18 protein-coding genes are annotated in these 17,941 nt (G+C 54.3%); 6 read left to right on the top strand and 12 right to left on the bottom strand.

Annotation, left to right across the window (positions count from 1 at the left end; genetic code table 11):
* The first annotated feature begins 7 nt into the window (after positions 1-7).
* Complete coding sequence (locus tag Q8W32_RS08195) at positions 8-3,430, top strand: NahK/ErcS family hybrid sensor histidine kinase/response regulator (protein WP_303432233.1); 3,423 nt, start codon at positions 8-10, stop codon at positions 3,428-3,430.
* A gap of 63 nt (positions 3,431-3,493) precedes the next feature.
* Here Q8W32_RS08195 and Q8W32_RS08190 read toward each other — a convergent pair whose 3' ends face one another.
* Both Q8W32_RS08190 and acs read right to left on the bottom strand, forming a co-directional pair.
* Positions 3,494-4,177 (bottom strand): response regulator transcription factor, encoded by a 684-nt coding sequence (locus Q8W32_RS08190; protein WP_303432236.1) that lies wholly within the window; start codon positions 4,175-4,177, stop codon positions 3,494-3,496.
* A 194-nt stretch (positions 4,178-4,371) separates the two neighbouring features.
* Entirely contained in the window at positions 4,372-6,321 is a 1,950-nt protein-coding gene (acs, locus tag Q8W32_RS08185; RefSeq protein ID WP_303432238.1) for an acetate--CoA ligase, read from the bottom strand.
* Positions 6,322-6,888: 567 nt separating this feature from the next.
* Between acs and Q8W32_RS08180 the strand changes: the two genes are divergently transcribed.
* Together Q8W32_RS08180 and Q8W32_RS08175 are read left to right on the top strand one after the other, a co-directional pair.
* Entirely contained in the window at positions 6,889-8,007 is a 1,119-nt protein-coding gene (locus tag Q8W32_RS08180) for a DcaP family trimeric outer membrane transporter (protein WP_303432239.1), read from the top strand.
* Positions 8,008-8,373: 366 nt separating this feature from the next.
* On the top strand, positions 8,374-9,372 hold the full coding sequence (locus Q8W32_RS08175; protein WP_303432241.1) for a hypothetical protein: 999 nt from the start codon (positions 8,374-8,376) through the stop codon (positions 9,370-9,372).
* A gap of 26 nt (positions 9,373-9,398) precedes the next feature.
* On the opposite strand, the gene Q8W32_RS08170 is transcribed toward Q8W32_RS08175, so the two are convergent.
* Both Q8W32_RS08170 and Q8W32_RS08165 read right to left on the bottom strand, forming a co-directional pair.
* A complete protein-coding gene (locus Q8W32_RS08170; RefSeq protein ID WP_305414472.1) occupies positions 9,399-11,096 on the bottom strand; it encodes a SagB/ThcOx family dehydrogenase in 1,698 nt (565 codons plus the stop codon).
* A gap of 35 nt (positions 11,097-11,131) precedes the next feature.
* On the bottom strand, positions 11,132-11,389 hold the full coding sequence (locus Q8W32_RS08165; protein WP_303432244.1) for a nitrogen fixation protein NifZ: 258 nt from the start codon (positions 11,387-11,389) through the stop codon (positions 11,132-11,134).
* A gap of 225 nt (positions 11,390-11,614) precedes the next feature.
* Between Q8W32_RS08165 and Q8W32_RS08160 the strand changes: the two genes are divergently transcribed.
* The 3 genes from Q8W32_RS08160 to modC are packed head-to-tail and all read left to right on the top strand — an operon-like array spanning position 11,615 to position 14,045.
* Complete coding sequence (locus tag Q8W32_RS08160) at positions 11,615-12,106, top strand: ankyrin repeat domain-containing protein (RefSeq protein WP_303432245.1); 492 nt, start codon at positions 11,615-11,617, stop codon at positions 12,104-12,106.
* A 59-nt stretch (positions 12,107-12,165) separates the two neighbouring features.
* Positions 12,166-12,852, top strand: a complete 687-nt coding sequence (gene modB, locus Q8W32_RS08155) for a molybdate ABC transporter permease subunit (protein WP_305414471.1) — start codon at positions 12,166-12,168, stop codon at positions 12,850-12,852.
* Positions 12,849-14,045 carry a molybdenum ABC transporter ATP-binding protein gene (modC, locus tag Q8W32_RS08150; RefSeq protein ID WP_305414470.1) on the top strand — a complete coding sequence of 399 codons (1,197 nt, stop codon included), beginning with the start codon at positions 12,849-12,851 and terminating at the stop codon, positions 14,043-14,045. The genes modB and modC overlap by 4 nt, the downstream gene beginning before the upstream one ends.
* Positions 14,046-14,105: 60 nt before the next feature.
* Here modC and Q8W32_RS08145 read toward each other — a convergent pair whose 3' ends face one another.
* From Q8W32_RS08145 to Q8W32_RS08110, 8 genes are read right to left on the bottom strand one after another with little or no spacing between them, the layout of a single operon-like run.
* Positions 14,106-14,393, bottom strand: coding sequence for a hypothetical protein (locus Q8W32_RS08145; protein WP_303432250.1), 288 nt, complete (start codon positions 14,391-14,393; stop codon positions 14,106-14,108).
* Positions 14,390-14,782, bottom strand: a complete 393-nt coding sequence (locus Q8W32_RS08140; protein ID WP_303432252.1) for a bacteriohemerythrin — start codon at positions 14,780-14,782, stop codon at positions 14,390-14,392. The genes Q8W32_RS08145 and Q8W32_RS08140 overlap by 4 nt, the downstream gene beginning before the upstream one ends.
* Entirely contained in the window at positions 14,782-15,300 is a 519-nt protein-coding gene (locus tag Q8W32_RS08135; protein WP_303432253.1) for a hypothetical protein, read from the bottom strand. Before Q8W32_RS08135 ends, Q8W32_RS08140 begins: the two co-directional genes overlap by 1 nt.
* A 19-nt stretch (positions 15,301-15,319) precedes the next feature.
* Positions 15,320-15,796 (bottom strand): hypothetical protein, encoded by a 477-nt coding sequence (locus Q8W32_RS08130; protein WP_303432254.1) that lies wholly within the window; start codon positions 15,794-15,796, stop codon positions 15,320-15,322.
* Positions 15,797-15,798: 2 nt separating this feature from the next.
* Positions 15,799-16,212: a NifB/NifX family molybdenum-iron cluster-binding protein gene (locus Q8W32_RS08125; protein ID WP_303432256.1), complete on the bottom strand. Its 414-nt coding sequence runs from the start codon at positions 16,210-16,212 to the stop codon at positions 15,799-15,801.
* Complete coding sequence (locus Q8W32_RS08120; protein ID WP_303432258.1) at positions 16,205-16,945, bottom strand: 4Fe4S-binding leucine-rich repeat protein; 741 nt, start codon at positions 16,943-16,945, stop codon at positions 16,205-16,207. Before Q8W32_RS08120 ends, Q8W32_RS08125 begins: the two co-directional genes overlap by 8 nt.
* Positions 16,946-16,955: 10 nt before the next feature.
* Positions 16,956-17,222 (bottom strand): hypothetical protein, encoded by a 267-nt coding sequence (locus Q8W32_RS08115; protein WP_303432259.1) that lies wholly within the window; start codon positions 17,220-17,222, stop codon positions 16,956-16,958.
* The gene (locus tag Q8W32_RS08110; protein ID WP_303432260.1) at positions 17,219-17,941 is read right to left on the bottom strand and encodes a dinitrogenase iron-molybdenum cofactor N-terminal domain-containing protein; all 723 of its coding nucleotides are present in this window, start codon (positions 17,939-17,941) and stop codon (positions 17,219-17,221) included. The genes Q8W32_RS08115 and Q8W32_RS08110 overlap by 4 nt, the downstream gene beginning before the upstream one ends.

The following is a 17,941-nucleotide window of genomic DNA, read 5'->3' as shown; positions in this document are numbered from 1 at the left end:
GCAACTGGTGTCCATTTCTGTTCTGTATATTGCAACCTTGTTCTGGATTGCCTGGTACGGCGACCGGCGCGCCCATGAAGGACGGCCCATTCATAACACCGGGGTGATTTACAGTCTGTCACTCGCAGTATATTGCACCTCCTGGACGTTTTATGGTGCCGTCGGCCAGGCTGCTTCCAGTGGCTGGAGTTTCTTGTCGATTTACATCGGCCCGATGCTGTTCCTGATGTTTTATTGGCGCTTGCTGGGCAAGATTACCCGTATCGCCAAAGAAAAACGTATCACTTCCATTGCCGATTTTATCGCCACCCGCTATGGCCGTGATCATACTCTGGCGGTACTGGTGACACTGGTTGCCATTCTCTGTGTTGTGCCTTATATCGCCTTGCAGCTGAAAGCCATTTCGACCACGTTTGAACTACTGACCTTGCCTCTGGGCCGCAGTATGGTGGGGGTAAATCACTTCTGGGAAGACACGGCATTTTATATCAGCCTGGCGATGGCATCGTTTGTGATTATCTTTGGTACCCGGGATATCGATGCCAGCGAGCAGCACCCGGGCATGATTCTCGCCATTGCCTTTGAGTCGATGATCAAGCTGATCGCTTTTGTTGCGGTTGGCATCTGGGTGATGACATTCCTGTACGACTACCCGTCCGAGCTGCTGGAGCTGACCACGCAGGTATTGCCCGACCACCCGCTACTGAACAACGACGTCATCAGTCTGTCCTTTTTGTTGCAGACTCTACTGGCTGGCTTTGCCGTACTGAGCCTGCCACGGCAATTCCAGGTCTCCGTGATTGAAAACGAATCGTCCCGTCATCTGCGTACTGCCCGTTTTCTGTTTCCGCTCTATCTGTTTTTAATGATGCTGTTTGTGGTACCAATTGCGCTGACAGGCCATCTGTTTTTGCAGGATATCGGCTTTGCACCAGACACCTACGTACTCAGCTTGCCCGTGGCTCTGGGGCAGGAAACCCTGGCAGTGATGGCTTTTATTGGTGGTGGCAGTGCCGCGACCGGCATGATCATTGTGGCGACCATTGCCGTCAGTACCATGGTCTCCAATGAACTGGTGCTACCGGCCTTTTTCCGCCAGCAAGACAACGAGGATTTGCAGCATTCCAGTAAAGTACGAACCCTGGTGCTAACCGTACGGCGTCTGGTCATTCTGGTGATGATTCTGGCTTCCTATCTGTTCTATCGCCTGGTAGGTGAGTTCGATTCCCTGGCGGCGATTGGTATGCTGTCGTTTGCTGCAGCAGCGCAGTTTGCACCTCCCCTGATTGGTGGCCTGATGTGGCAAGGAGGCAATCGCCAGGGGGCAATCGCCGGTCTGATTGCCGGTACCAGCGTCTGGTTCTATGGCTTGATGTGGCCATTTATCACCCAGAACCTGCCGGGGGTGCAGGGCAGTCAACTGGTGCATATGGTCAGTGGCCTGAACCTCGATAACTTCAGTATTGGCGTTATGCTCAGTTTGCTGGCCAATCTGTTTTTCTATGTGTTGTTTTCCGTTGTCACGAACGCCTCTGTGCGTGAACGTATGCTGGCCGGTGACTTCACCAGTGCCCATGTCATGAGCCAGAACGATCGTCTGGTGCCTGCGTTTGATTGCAAGGTGGATGATGTCCAGGTAGTGCTGGAACGTATTCTGGGTTTTCGCAAAACCGATGATTTTTTCAGCGATTATCAGTCCCGCCACGGCATTCAATACGACAATGCCATCGCCTCCAGCGCCCTGATTCAGGAGGCAGAGAAATTACTGGCATCGGTGGTTGGGTCTTCCTCTGCCCGAGTCATTTTCTCTACCTTGCTGGGCGGCGAACGCATCCAGATTCGTGATCTGGCCTTCCTCGCCAGTGAAGCCAGTCAGGCGTTTTCAATGAGCCGGGAACAACTGCAAGCCGCTCTGGAAAATCTGCAGCAGGGGGTCAGTGTTGTTGACAAGGATTTAAAACTGGTCGCCTGGAACCGGCGTTATCTGGAAATATTCAATTACCCCTCCAGCTTTATTTATACCGGCAAACCGATTCAGGAAGTGATTGCCTTTAACGCCGGTCGTGGCTTCTGCGGCACCGGGGATATTGCCGATCAGGTGAACCGGCGCATGAGTTTCCTCAGTACCGGATCGGCGCACCAGTTCGAACGGCTGTTACCTAATGGCGTCGTGATTTATATGCAGGGCCATCCCATGCCCGACGGCGGTTTTGTCACCAGCTTTACCGATATTACGGTGCATCGCCGGGCCGAACAGGCGTTAAAGGAGGCTAATGTCTCTCTGGAACGCCGGGTCGAAAAAAGCTCGCAGAAGCTGGATGATTTGACCTCCCAGCTGATTGAAGCCAACAATTCCAAAACCCGCTTCCTGGCCGCTACCAGCCACGACCTGATGCAGCCGCTGAATGCCGCCAAGCTGTTTGCCTCGACACTGAGTCAGAAGAACCTCAACGACGAACAACAAAAGCTGCTGAATCACCTCGAAGGGGCACTGCAATCGTCCGAAGATGTGCTGTCGGTGCTGGTGGAAATTGCCAAGCTGGATGCCGGTGCCATGGAGCCGGTATTACATCCGGTACAACTCAGTACTGTGCTGAAACCGCTGCGGGATGAGTTTACCGCTCTGGCGGCCGATAAGGGACTGAAGTTGCGGGTACGGGCCTGTGATGATATCTGGGTCACCAGTGATGCCCATTGGTTGCGCCGTATTCTGCAAAACCTGCTCAGTAACGCGGTCCGTTACACCCATCATGGCAGTGTGCTGCTGGGCTATCGCCGTCGCCAGGGCCATATTGTGGTACAGGTATGGGATACCGGTCAGGGGATACCGGCCAACAAGATGCAAGAAATTTTTGGTGAGTTCAAACGGCTGAACGAAGGCAAGCAAGACGTCAAGGGACTCGGCCTTGGACTGGCCATTGTTGATCGCATGACCAAACGTATGGACCATCAGGTCAGCGTGCGCTCCACACCGGGCAAGGGTACCTGCTTCGATCTGGTACTACCGGTTGCCCAGGCAGATGTCAGTCGTCAGGACAATCATGACCAGGCAGTCATCGCTACCGCCAGCTTTGAGGGTATCCCGACCTTTTGTATCGATAATGATGATGAAGTACTGGCTGGTATGCAGGCGTTGCTGGGTAGCTGGCACTGTCAGGTATACGCGTGCAAGGATCTGGCAACGGCCCAGCAAATCCCGTTCAAGCCAGCCATTATGCTGGCTGATTACCAGCTGGATAACGATGAAACCGGCCTGCAGGCAATGTCTGATCTGCGTGAACGGTTTGGCGACCCATCCATTCCAGGGATTCTGATTTCCGCTGACCCTCGCCAATCCGTTGCAGAAGAAGCCAAGGCGCTGGGTTATTACTTCTTGCGTAAACCGATACGTCCAGCGGCACTGAGAGCCCTGATCCGACGACTGGTTTAACCGGGCGGGTTGGTACGGGGCTGCCCTGATGGCATCGGGGCCTGCCCGCACACGCTATCCGGCTCAGCTTTCTGCTTGCGCATTCGCCATTTGGGTATCCGGTTTTTCTATATCCAGGCTTTGCACGGCAATAACGGCCTGGGTTCGGGTGCGGACACCCAGCTTGCGGAAAATAGCCGTAACGTGGGCCTTGATGGTGGCTTCGCTGACTTCAAGGTCGTAGGCAATCTGCTTGTTCAGCATCCCTTCGGCCATCATGGTCAGTACCCGGAATTGCTGCGGTGTCAGGCTGGCCAGACGCTCGGCAATATCCAGTGCATTCTGGTTCGGGTGGTGTTGGTGACGGCGGGCAATATCGGGCAAATACAATTCCCCTTCCAGCACTTTACGAATCGCCACGGCAATATCTTCCAGCGGTGAGGATTTGGCAATGTATCCGGATGCCTGATGATCCAGCGCCTGACACATAATGGCGGGATCTTCACAAGCCGACACCACAATGACGGGAATTTCAGGGTAATGGGAACGCAAAAACACTAATCCGGAATAGCCATGGGCACCGGGCATTTGCAGATCGAGCAAAATCAGATCAGCATCCGAGTTCTGCTCAACAACACGCTGCAGCTCCGGTAATGAGTCGGCCTGGGGGATGGTGGCATCGGGTACCAGCTGTTTGACAGCCTGGTGCATCGCGGTGCGGAATAAAGGATGGTCATCGGCAATAATGATTTTTTGGGCAAGCTGCATGGATCCTCCTGAGCGAACAGCGCTTGCTGTTCGGTGATGCCTCCGGCGGGACGGTCAGGCCGGATCATCTTAAACGGGCTGGAAAGCCAACAAAAAACAACGCCGATTACAGAATTAACTGTAATCGGCGTGTTTGAGTCTGATCGATCAGCGTCTTCGAATCAATATATTCAAATCAACGCCTGTTAATCTAATCAGCGATTTTTACGCTCTTCAATCAGACTATCGACCACGGTCGGATCCGCCAGAGTAGATACATCTCCCAGAGCATCGTGCTCATTGGCTGCAATCTTGCGCAAGATACGACGCATGATTTTGCCGGAACGGGTTTTTGGCAGTCCTGGGGTAATCTGGATCAGATCCGGTGTTGCTACCGGCCCAATCTCGGTACGAACCCATTTACGCAGCTCCTGTACCAGCTCTTCGCTGCCTTCTTCCCCTGCATTCAGGGTGACATAAACATAGATACCCTGACCCTTGATGTCGTGTGGGTAGCCAACCACTGCGGCTTCCGCCACTTTCGGGTGAGCAACCAGTGAGCTTTCCACTTCTGCTGTACCCATGCGGTGGCCAGACACGTTGATAACGTCATCAACCCGACCGGTAATCCAGTAGTAACCATCTTCGTCACGACGGGCACCGTCACCGGTGAAGTACATGCCACGGAAGGTGGAGAAGTAGGTTTGCACAAAACGATCGTGATCACCAAAGACGGAACGTGATTGACCCGGCCAGCTGTCCACCATCACCAGATTACCTTCTGTAGCACCATCCAGAATCATGCCGGAGTTATCCACCAGCGCTGGCTGGACACCAAAGAACGGACGAGTAGCCGAACCCGGTTTTAATGCTGTGGCACCTGGCAGCGGGGTGATCATGATGCCGCCCGTTTCGGTTTGCCACCAGGTATCAACGATCGGGCATTTGTCTTCGCCGACAGTTTTGTTGTACCAGTCCCAGGCTTCCGGGTTGATTGGCTCACCCACAGACCCCAGCAAACGCAACGAGCTACGTGAGGTGCCTTCAACAGCAGCCGTGCCTTCAGCCATCAGCGAGCGAATGGCCGTTGGTGCGGTGTAAAGGATATTGACCTGATGCTTGTCGACAATCTGGCTCCAGCGATTGATCGCCGGGTAATTCGGCACCCCTTCTGAAATCAGGGTGATGCCACCATTCAGCAACGGGCCGTAAATCAGGTAGGTGTGACCAGTAATCCAGCCAACATCGGCGGTACACCAGTAAACGTCACCATCATGATAATCAAATACATATTGGTGGGTAATCGATGCCCACACCATATAACCACCGGTTGAGTGCACCACCCCTTTGGGCTTGCCAGTAGAACCGGAGGTATACAGGATAAACAGTGGATCTTCAGAATCCATTGCTTCTGCCGGGCAGTTGGGAGACGCCAGTGCCACCAGGTCGTGATACCAGACATCGCGATGTGGATGCCATTCAACATCAGCACCGGTACGCTTGACGACAATCACTTTTTCCAGCGATTTGATCGCTGGGTTGGTCAATGCTTCATCCACGTTGGCTTTCAGGGCAACGGTACGACCCGCCCGTACGCCTTCGTCAGAGGTAATAACCAGCTTGGTGTTGGAATCCTCGATCCGGCCTGCCAGAGCTTCCGGAGAGAAACCACCAAAGACCACGGAGTGAATGGCACCGATCCGGGTACACGCCAGCATGGCAACCGCAGCTTCAGGAATCATCGGCATATATATGCAGACCACATCACCACGATGAATGCCCTGGCCACGCAAGGCATTGGCAAAGCGAGACACTTCTTCGTGTAACTCTTTATAGGTGATGGTTTTGCTTTCATCCGGGTTGTCGCCTTCCCAGATAATGGCGGTCTGATCGCCACGGGTTTCCAGATGGCGGTCAAGACAGTTGTAGGCCATGTTGGTGGCACCGTCTTCAAACCAGCGGATGTCGACGTTGTGATCGTCGAAAGATACATTGCGGACCTTGGTAAATGGGCGCATCCAGTCGATACGTTCCATTGCTTGCTCACGCCAGAACCCTTCCGGGTTGATGACGGATTGCTGATACATTTGCAGGTATTTGTCGTTATCGATCCAGGCTGAATCAGCAAACTCCGGCTTGACCGGATAAACTTTCTGGTCGCTCATGGCGTACTCCCCTATTTTATTTATTTTATATGATCGCGAATTCCGTGTAGCCGAGGCGGCGATACAAACTGCTGACCCATATTGGTCATAGGTGGGTAGGCAAAAAATTAGACAATGGTCTATTCGAGCTAATCCGGATTATTTCTCAATCAGGATTGAACATTATGAGCCATCCTCAAACCACGTATTTCCCCGTAATAAGTGAGCTGGGTACACTTTCCGACCATACATTGTCTTCTGTCCGGTAGCGGAATTGCATACCACAACCACTCGCTCTTGCCCCGTTCCCAACAACACACCATACACACTCAAACCCTTGCAGTGTGTGGATTTGTACCAGCCTGAACATCACGAAACCGCGTATCAATAACGGTTTAGAAAATATGATCCTGAGCATAACACCACTAAAAACATAAGTTACATCAGCCATTTAGCCGATTTAGTCGGCTATAGGTAGTTATACCAGTGTCGCTTTAGCGGTACGACTTTTGGCTAATTTTATCCTCATAGGGGACTAACCATAGTGGCTGCGCAGAACAATGATAATTACAAAAGGAGAGCGAGCACATGCGCAAAATCTCACTGATCTTGTTGGCTACGGCAACCCTGCCGATGGCGGTACAAGCTGCAAACACAGAATTCAGCTACGGCGGCTACATCAAAGTAGATGCCATGATGTCCAACTACTCTGAAGGTGAAATCACTTCGACCAGCAGTGGTCGCGATTTTTATGTTCCTTCATCAATCCCAACCGGTACTGCTGGCAACGACAGCAGCGCCTTTGATATGGGTGCGCAAACATCTCGCATTAACTTCAAAACCGTTACTACCCTCAACTCTGGCGAAAAAGTCACTACCTTTGTTGAAATGGACTTTCTGACCGGAACAGGCAACGAGGTGGTATCCAACTCCAACTCACCACGTCTGCGTCATGCTTTCTTCAAGCACGGCAACTACACCTTTGGTCAGACCTGGACAACCTTCATGAACACCGGAGCATTGCTGGAAACCGTCGACTTCCTCGGCGTCAGTGATGGTACTGTTTTTGCCCGTCAGGCCCAGATCCGCTATACCAATGGCGGCCTGCAACTGGCACTGGAAAATCCGGCAACCACTGTAAACGGTGTTGGTAATACAGATGATTCCGCTCTGCCAGACCTGGTGGCTCGCTATAACTTCAAAGCGGGTAATGCCGATCTGTCGGTGGCGGGTATCGCCCGTAACCTGTCATACAAGGACGAAGCCAATAACATTGATGAATCCATCATGCGCTTCGGTATGAACGTTTCCGGTAAACTGATGGTTGGCAAGGATGATCTGAAGTTCAGCATCACCAAGGGTCACGTTGCCCGCTACGTTGGCCTGGCCATGTCCAGCGATGCAACTCTGACCAATAAAGGTGATCTGGTTGGTAATGACGTAACAGCCGCATTTGTTGGTTATCGCCACCACTGGAATGACAGCTTTCGCAGCACCGTTGGTTACAGCATGGTCTCTGCTGACAATCATGCCGATGCGGGAGACAGTGTGAACAAGTCTTCCAAGAGCATGCGTGCCAACGTGATGTGGAGCCCAGCTGAGAAAATGACTTACGGTGTTGAGCTGAGTAAAGCCACACTGGAAAAAGAAAGCGGTGTTGATGGTGATATGACGCGTGCGCAGTTTACTGCCAAATACGCCTTCTGATTTATCCTTTCGATCGACAAACAACCCGACGTTATGTCGGGTTGTTTGTCGCTGCCCTTATGATATCCGCACGTATAATCCGATACTGGCAGCACTCTTTTATTCTTGGCCTGATCAGCCCAAATTGCTAATGAATAGCTATTCATCATATCTGGGACAATCACTGCGCAAACCGTTACGTCATGATGGTTATTAGCGGTTGTTTTACCGATCTCACCGCCTTTCGCTTGAGCCTTTCGCTTCAGTCTTCCCTTGCTATTCCAGTACTTGAACAAGTGCTTGAGTGCTTGTTTTTTAAACAAAAGCTTCTTTTGATTCTTTCGTTTTTGTATAGTTCTGTCACATTCAGTCCGCAGGAAGCCTTACATGAATCGACAATTATCCAACCCGTTGTGCCGAACTCTGATTCTTGCTGCGATAACAGCCGTATCCACGCCAGCAATAGCAGAATATGAAAACCGCTCTTTCAGTGTGTTTGGTGCTGCTGGTATGCAATACATCAACTATAGCGAAGAGTTGAACGACTATTACGGCGTTGATATGAAGTCGTCTTTCGAAGCCGTCAATTTTGTCCAGCGTTCCGGTGGTTACACTGCCGTTAATGAAAAACTGGGGTTTTCGATTATCTCCGCCTCAACCCTGCTGAGCTTTGAAAATGACGAAGACTGGGAAATGCAAGGGCAAAATGGTTACGTCCAGCACAATACCACCTCGCTGAGCTTTCAGACCCTGGACATGATGATGTCGTATCACTTCCAGAATGGCTGGTATACATCCGCCGGCATGCACTACCAGAAGACAGCGTTTTCGCGCTTTGACTGGAGTACAGGTTCGGCCAACGATGCCTACAACAGTACGATCGAAAACTCGATTCGCGATAATCCGGCCATGATGGAAGTGGTACAACAGTACATCGATCAGGTCGATTCGATCACCAGCGAAGACGAGTATTTTGCGGCCATCAAGAACGAACCGGAAGCCAACCAGACGGTTGTATTTGAGGATGCCAGTAATTTTGGTGTCATGGTGGGCATTGCTTACGACAGCTACTTCATGAACCAGTCCAGTGGTATGCGTTATCAGTTCTCACTGGAAGTGGGCACACCGGTCTACGAAAAAATCCTTAACAGTAGCCATAGCGGCTCTCTGGACCGCACCTTTGGTGGTGGCCTGGATGTCACTGGCAAGCTGGGCATCGGCTACCAGTTCAGCCGCAAACTGAGCACCATGCTGCTCTTTACCGGGCTGTACAGTCATCGCGACAAACTGCAGGAATGGTCCAACGCCCTGGATTCAGTCACGCTGCCAGAAAATACCCTGTATGCGGCGGCGTCCTATCTATCGCTGGGCTGGAACTTCAAATAACCGGATAACCCACCGCTCCGACAGGGCTAAACCCCGGTCGGCGGTGACGGTTCCACAGACGCTTTTCCATAAGCAGACCAGCTGGTGATACGATGATCGATCACCGGTACCCCTACGGTGAAATGATATAACACCTGTTGCTGGTCGTTTTGCAGCCCCAACAGGTTGTGCACCATATCGTCGTAATAGCAACCGATACCGGTACCTCGCAGCCCCGCCGCTTCGGCTTCCAGATATAACACCTGTCCTATGGCACCGGCCTGCCAGTATAGATGGCGATAGCGCCATGGCTCCGCCTCCATGCCGTCACAATCGGCCAGCATCGCCAGACTGAAGGCACTCTCCCCGGCAATGGCCTGCTGACAGCTGAGGCGCATGGCAGTACGTCGGGTACCAGCCGCCAGCAGCCGATAAAACGGCAGATGTTCCGGAGCTGACTCCACCGGCTGCCACTGGAATTCTGCCCGTAACGACGCCTGCATATCAGTCAATGACCGACCGGTATCACGTTGCAGGCAGTACAAGCCAGAGGGCAAGCCTTCAACCTTGTGCACAAACAGCATCAGCTGGATACCATGGCTGAGTGGCAAGGTATGCCACGGGCTGTAATCCGATCGTGGCAGGCAATGATCCAACAAGGTATAGAAATCCGCCAACGCCATGCCTCCGGCAGCATCAAATGCCTGCGCCGAACGACGCTGTCGAATCAGCCGGGCCGCCGGTTGCCGGGCTTCAGAACCGCTGGCGATGGCAGGTGCTGGCCAGTCCGCCGCGGCCAAACGTGTGGTTGCCGAGGCTGGGCTGGTGGCTGGAATACGAGCAGCTGCGGCCACTTCGTCAATAACCGGCCACTGATACATATGCCGGGGGTCGAGCACATTGGCCCTGCCCATCCACTCTTTCTGCTGCCCCAGCCAGGCGGTGATTTGTTCTGCTTCTTCTGCTGATGCGCTATCAGGATGCCTGTTGGCCAGTAAATTCAATAAACAATCCGGATGCTCGGCTTCTGCCATTGAACCATCGGCTTGCTGCAGATCCTGTGGGCGATCCAGCCCCAGCAAGCTGGCCAGTGTTGAGTCCGCCAGCGCCACCGGCCGGATCTGGTGCTGATGCCAGCCCAGTGTGGATGCCGCAAAACTGACCGCAGCCAATGCATGCCCCACATCAAGCTGACAATAACGATAAGCCCGCTCGCCGTACTTCCAGGCTTCCCGCCAATGTACGGAACTCAAGCCAAGGTACAGCAAGGGTTCCGGACTTTCCTCCTCCAGGCCCAGCGGACAACGCAACTCCAGTGCGTGTTGATCCGGCCGATAGTGATACACCCCGTCTTCCAACCCCGCCATCGAGCGCACCAACAGATAACACTCGGTCGGGTGCAGGTTCCCACTGGATGGATTCACCCGTAGTGACCACTTGGCATTGCCAAATTGTTTCCAGGCCGACAAGGCCAATGACAGCTCCAGCAATAACCCCAGCTGTGCCAGATCCGGAATCACAACCGCTTCGGACGATTGCCCGACCGACGGCTGCCACAGCTGCTCCCAACGGCGTGCATCCGGCCGGGCCATCAGGTCGGTATCCCCCAAAGGCAAGGGAACCAGACGAGCACCGTCATAACGGCGGAACGGGTTCGGCTGGGCATCCCAATCGAGGCTTTCCGGCCCGGCAGCGTAAGCATCCGGCAAGTGTCGGGTACGTTGGTGGTATTCCCGGATTGGCATACGGCCTCACTCAATAGGGTTAATGGGCGATAGGGTTAATGGGTAACTGGCGGTTCCGCGCTGATTTCGTCTGGAAAACAGGTCACCAGATGAAATGGATTGCCTGCTTCATCAGGAAAACACACCAGCAGCATCTCCTGCTCCGGGTTTTCTTCCAGATGCCCGGTGTTGATCAGCATGCCCATGGTGCCGGGTTCGGCAAAGACATGGCTTTCCGGTGCACTCGGCACAGAGCCATCATTGATGATGGTAACGGTGGCGAAAACAGCATCGCCTTTTTGCCATTGTGTCATGTCGCAACTCCTGTCGTTGTTGGTTTTGTCGTGTCGTATTAACGACAATCACCACAGTATCGGTCGGTTACAAACGTCGGCCATAACCGGTGCCGGATAAGGTTTTCCCTTGAAAACAGCGGGTTGTCACAACGTGAACATGACAACGGGTCGTCACTGCTTTCTCTGGAATACCCTATGCAGAGCAAAAGCTTTGCCATGCCCTTGCCACAGAGGAGTTGCTTTATGCCTGTTTCACTGGAACCTGTTACCCTCCAGCCTGCCACGATCAGCTGGATGATCGAGCACGGCTTTGATCCTCAGCGTCCTGACAGACCAGCTCGCTACAATGATACGCCGCTGATTCTGGCCAGCCGCCAGGGGCGTCTGGATGTGGTCGCCGACCTTGCTATCGTCGGCGAACCTGCCATGGCGCTGAATCACCGCAATATGGATGGCACCAACGCGTTGTGGGCTGCTGTGGTCGCCAATGACTATGCCATCGCTGATTTATTGGTCACTCTGGGCATCGATATAGATAACCTCAATGACAACGGTGCCAGCGTCCTGATGTATGCTGCGTCCAGCGGCAAAGCTTCCTGGGTGGCCTGGCTGCTCGAAAAAGGGGCCGATACCCAGGCTGCAACACTCGACGGTTTTACCGCCCTCGATCTGGCCAGTAATATTGACTGCCTGCGGTTGCTCAAGCCTTCCCGGACACGCGCAGCAGAAGCCTGAATCCTGACCGGACGGTCAACCACAAAACCTGACTGGTATCGATGGAGAGTAATTTTTAAATGGATATTTCCAGTGAAGACCTCACCGCCGTTTGGCTGACGATCAAACTTGCCGTCCTGGTGACCGCGATTCTTTTACTGATCGCCACCCCTATTGCCTGGTGGCTGGCCCATACCCGCCACCCCTTACGCGGCCCCGTCAGTGCGCTGGTGGCGTTGCCACTGGTCTTGCCGCCCAGCGTGCTGGGGTTTTATCTGCTATTGACCATGGGGCCGCACGGCCTGATTGGTCAACTGACCCAAAGCCTGGGACTGGGAACCTTGCCGTTTACCTTTGCCGGTCTGGTGGTGGCATCGGTGTTTTATTCCCTGCCTTTTGTTGTACAGCCAATACAAAACGCGCTGGAAGCCCTGGGCGAGCGCCCGCGGGAAGCCGCCGCCACTCTGGGGGCCGGGCCATGGGATACCTTCTTCCATGTGATCTTGCCTCTTGCGCGTCCCGGTTTTTACACCGCTGCCGTGTTGGGGTTTGCGCATACGATTGGCGAATTTGGTGTGGTACTGATGATCGGCGGTAATATTCCCGGTGTCACCCAGGTTATTTCTGTGCAGATTTATAATCATGTCGAAGCGCTGGAGTACGGCCGCGCCCACACCCTGGCTGGCGGTATGGTGGTGTTTTCCTTTGTAGTGTTACTGCTGTTATACGGATTTCGTCGCGATCAGGGAGCCAAACCACTGCTATGAATACTGTTACCAAACAAGAGTCTGCAGCAACCCGGGTCCAGGATGACCTGCGAGTACGCTGTCATTTGCAGCGCCCGGATTTTACTCTGGATGTTGACCTGACCCTTCCGGGCCGGGGAGTCAGTGTGCTGTTTGGTCATTCCGGCTCAGGCAAAACCACGCTGTTACGCTATATCGCCGGGCTTGAACGAGCCAATGGCACTTTGCTGTTTAAAGACCAATGCTGGCAAGACGAACAGCATTTTGTACCGACCTTTCAACGGGCACTGGCCTATGTCTTCCAGGAATCCAGCTTGTTTGACCACCTCACCGCGGCCGGTAATCTGCAGTTTGCGATCAAGCGTGCTCGCGGCAAGGTCGACAAGGAGGATTTTGAACAGGCGATTGATTTGCTCGGTATCCACCACACCCTGAAGCGTTACCCTCACCAGCTTTCGGGCGGCGAACGCCAGCGGGTGGCCATTGCCCGCGCCTTACTCAGCAAACCACGTTTATTACTGATGGATGAACCTCTGGCATCTCTGGATGAACGCCGCAAACAAGAGATCTTGCCCTGGCTTGAACGCCTGAAAACCCATCTGGATGTACCGATTGTGTACGTCACTCATTCCCCGGCAGAAGTCGCCCGGCTGGCCGATTATCTGGTGGCACTCAAGGATGGACGGGTGATTGCCAGTGGCACCTTGAATGACACCCTCACCCAAATCAATTCGCCGCTCCAGCAGGGGGAAGAAGCCAGCGTGGTACTGCAGGGTCATATCCGCGAGCGTGACCACCACTGGCAATTGGTGCGTATCGGTTTTGCCCACCCGGAACACAGCCGAGATGATGACGGCTCTATCTGGATCAGTGATCCGGAGGTTGGCAATCTCCCCCCGGATGGATCGACAGCCAGTGCCAGTGACAACACCGGCTCCCATGCCGACGATCTTGACCAGCCAGTGCGGGTACGGATTCTGGCCAGTGACGTCAGCCTGTCCCTGAGCCGCCATGATGACACCAGTATCGTCAACGCCCTGCCCTGCATTGTCGAAGCCATCAGTGACGATGAACACCATTCTCTGGCGCTGGTACGGGTCAAGGTGGGAGAAACTCTGCTGCTGTCACGCATGACACGACGTTCGGTGATGCACCTGGCGCTGACGCCCGGCAAAACGCTGTGGGCACAGGTAAAATCTGCAGCGCTGGTGTAACTTGCGGCAGCTGGATTGACGCTGGCGATAGCCGCCTGGCGTCAGTCCCTGCGCCGCGATTCAGTCACTTTCACCCCATAGATATTCGTCGATTTCTTTCATCAGGTAAGCATTGTCTTGCAGATTGGCCGCCAGCGCTTCTGCTTCCTCACGGCTGTAACCATGCAGGTTAAAACTGGTGGTGCCGGCCGTATCGCCATCGTAAAACAAGTGCACAAGAAGCAACCAATTGTCGGTTAGTCGGGTTGGTCGCAGCTCAACCGCTGCACGTAACTTGCCTTCCAGCTGCAGCAGATAATGGCTGCTGCTATCCAGGGCCGCAGCATTTACCGGTATATCCTTTGTCATAGCGGACTCCTTTTCAGGTACTCCACCAGTGCCGCATCCATGGTGCTGACGTGCAAATCAAACCAGCCGGGCAATTGCTCCAGCGCATAGGCGCGACCAAAGCGCACCCGCCCTGCTTCAACACGGGCACGGAAGTTGGTCATCTCTCCCAGCACCCGGTTATGCTCGCCCCGATGTTCGGCGCTGGCAGGATAACCGGATTGCATCATCAGGCTGTTTTCACGCTCAAAATGCTCGGCCAAGTGATCGGTCAGCTGGCCAAACTGCTGAATAAATGCAGCGCCGGAAGCGGCTTTCAGTTGTGCCAGTCGCTCGGTAAATTGCTGATGGTCGGCATCAATATCAGCGTGACCAAGCATTAACTGGGGAGTAGTTGGGTCAGTGGTCATTAACTATCATCATCCGCAAGGCTGAGAGCCATTTGATACACCACGCTACCACCCACTTCATCTCGTGGGTCCAGTAGCAATAATTTTGTCAGCACCTGTTCAGCCAGTTCGATATGCCCCGCCCGCAACGACACAAAACCCAGGGCTTTCAGGCTGTACAGGTACAAGCGCACCGGACCATGAATGCCCGTACCAGGCAGCTGGTCAAACGGTGGCGAGTCCGGACTTAATAAACGCCAGTCGGGCTGAAAACCCGCTTGTTGCGCGGCCCGCTGTAAAACCTGTCCAATCAGTTGCCGGGCAGCATCCAGACAGTTGGCATAGGCATACATTTTGTAGAGTGCGATTTGTACTTCCAGCTGATCCGGCAGATGCTCGGCAACCTGTTGCAACAGTCGTTCGGCCCGGTGCCAGTCACGGGCAATATCAATCGGTTCACGCAAAAGCCGCTGCACCTCCAGCGAGATCAGACCATCAGGACTCAAGGGGGCATCGTTAAACAGTTCTCGTACCAGCATGGTCAGTCGGACTCCCGAGTCAGGCGGCATTTACCGAAGTACTGGATTGGCGGGCAAGGGTTTCGGGCAGCAGTCCCTGCTGCCGAATCCAGCGTTTGAAGGCTTTCATCACTGGTCGTGTCAGCCGGGTTTCTGCCAACAAGCGCCGCTCGTAAACGGCCAGAGTCAGTGACGGGTCCAGCTCTGCCAACGATTCATCCGGCAATTCAGCTGCCTGGGATTGCACTCTGGCCCGATACAGACACTGGCGAGCGCGTACGATCAGCGCGTGCGTATCATCCCCCAGCAACTCGCCGGGCTGGTGTTTGACGGCATCGTAAAGCCAGCTCATTCGCACTTTTTCATGTCGGGGCATTTTGCATTTACCATCCAGTACCTTAAGCATCACGGTGGTGGCGCAATCCACTTGCTCTGGGGTCAAGGGGTGATTGATCACCCAGACGCGGACCTGTGCCTCGACGGTCAGCTCGGCAGACAAGGTTGGGTCAGTCAACATGGCTATGGCTCCCTTTTGACGGTGGTTGGCTGCTGTGCCAGACAGCGATCGCGATATTCGTGCAATGATTCTTCGATCCCCAGATACGCATAGTCAGAGACCGGCTCGACTCCAACAGCACGAAGCTTGTCGGCTGGGCCGTCACCCACACGAGCCACCAGCACGGCGTCGCAGTCCTTGATCGTGGTCAGGATATCGGCCATGGCGGCATGATCCGCGCTATGGCCGTGGCAATACAGTCCAACGTCTCGCTGCTCCTGCCGCTCAATCCCTGCCTGGCTCAATTGATAGATAATAAAGTGACGGGCGTGACCAAAGTGCTGATTGATCGAGATATCATCCTTGCTGGCAACCGCTACGCGCCAGCTGGATGATGCTACCGGCCCAGTCCCAGGCACAGATATCGACTCAGACACGAACGTTTAACCGCGCCGCAGCCGCTTCCCGGACTTCGCTGTCGTCGTCATCCAGAACCGGGGTCAGGGCATCCAGCGGAGCATTGGCCACCGCTTCCAGTCGCACGGTCCAGTCCGGGTCATCAAGCAGCACCACGACGTCCGGCCCCTGTAGCCGGGACGCAACAATACGGCGTACTTCCGGTTCCGGGTCGTAAGCCATCATGACCAGACTTTCTTCCGGCAGGCGTTTCGCCACCATCTTGCGCACCTGGCGGTCTTCATCTCGCATAAAGCGGAACAGTCGTCCTTCCGGCAGGCGTTGAACGACATAGGCTCGCACCAGGTAATCACGATCAACCGCCATTTTTTCCAGCTGTTCCAGCGGCAAGCGATCGGCCACGGTAATACGCACTTCCCGGTCTTCGTCGTTCATCAGGGCGTGCAGTTGCTCTCGCGGCAGACGATAGGCAACGGCTCGGCGCACCGCTTCGTCAGAATCCGTCACCAGTTGGTTCAGGTCGTCCAGCGGCGCATATCGAACCGCGATGGCGCGCCGCTCCCAAAAGGCATCGGCGAGGTAATGCCGTGCCAGCTCTGGGTTAAAACGTAAGAAACGATCCATTTGCCGACCGCTATCTACCGCAATACAGGCATCTCCCGGGATGCAGCGCCCTGCCAGTAGCAGATTGGCGCGATAGCGACAACGGCGACAGTCACCAATGGGAGTGAGATTCTCGGTATCGGAATTCATGCTGGCTCCGCTAGTCGTCAATAATTTCGGCAAATACGATCCCGGAAGCGACTTCAACATCCCGCGTCAGGGTCGAGCAATGATCACGGGAATCGACCAGAAACACGTTGAATCCCGGCCTTTCCAGGTAGGGAAACGGGTAGTTGATATCGTCATCGAAGCACCAGGTAAAGTGCATGCCCTTGTACTGTTCACGCAGCTCGAGCAGCGTTTTTTCACTCAAACCCTGCTGTTCGACATAGTCAAAAATCGCTTGCAGTTGATGGCGGTTACTCATGATGAACTCTCCTGCTGTCTGGCCCAGGTCGCCCGTGCGGACGCTTCCATAATTTTTAACAACCAGGGTGGTGGCGTTTGATCCAGCACCCGTTGAAACTCAGCCATCATGGCTGTGGCAGCCCGAGGTGTACCGGATTTGACCGGGTGCAAACCAGCATTCACAACCTTGGCGCTGGCAAGGCCGCCAATGGTCAGTGCACATAACACATGGCAATCACGGATCAGATTGGCTCTGGCGCTGTGCTTGTCACCCTTGTATTGCTCAACCAGCACTCTCGGGGCTGGTACTTCACGAACATCAATCAGACGAACTTCCAGTGCCGATACCTGATAAACCAGAAAACGTTCACAGGTGCCAAACGGGCCATCGACACGATCACCACGATTGGAGGCACAGGCAATACGCACAGATCCTGGCATATCACCTTCCTGATAAGGCTGTGGTGAGGGCACCGACTGGCGCATATCCACACCTTGACCACGTAACAGCGCAATCACTTGGCGCAGGGTGTCATCGTCGACCGGTTTTAATGCGCCTCGACCAGCCTGGCGCAGGCGATTCAGACGCAAGCGTCCAAGCCGTTGTGGCGTCAGCGGCAACCCTACCGCCCGGATCAGGATATCCATCCATTCAGCCAAAGCGATATCGGGCAACAACCGCGATGCCATCCCAATCCGCAGCGCGACGTGGTCGGTTAACCCTGACGCCGCGGCCAC

This window comes from Oceanobacter sp. 3_MG-2023 (genome assembly GCF_030688925.1).
Taxonomy (GTDB): Bacteria; Pseudomonadota; Gammaproteobacteria; order Pseudomonadales; family Oceanobacteraceae; genus Oceanobacter.
The sequence above is the reverse complement of the archived record's forward strand: the minus strand, read 5'-3'. Positions and strand labels throughout refer to the sequence as shown.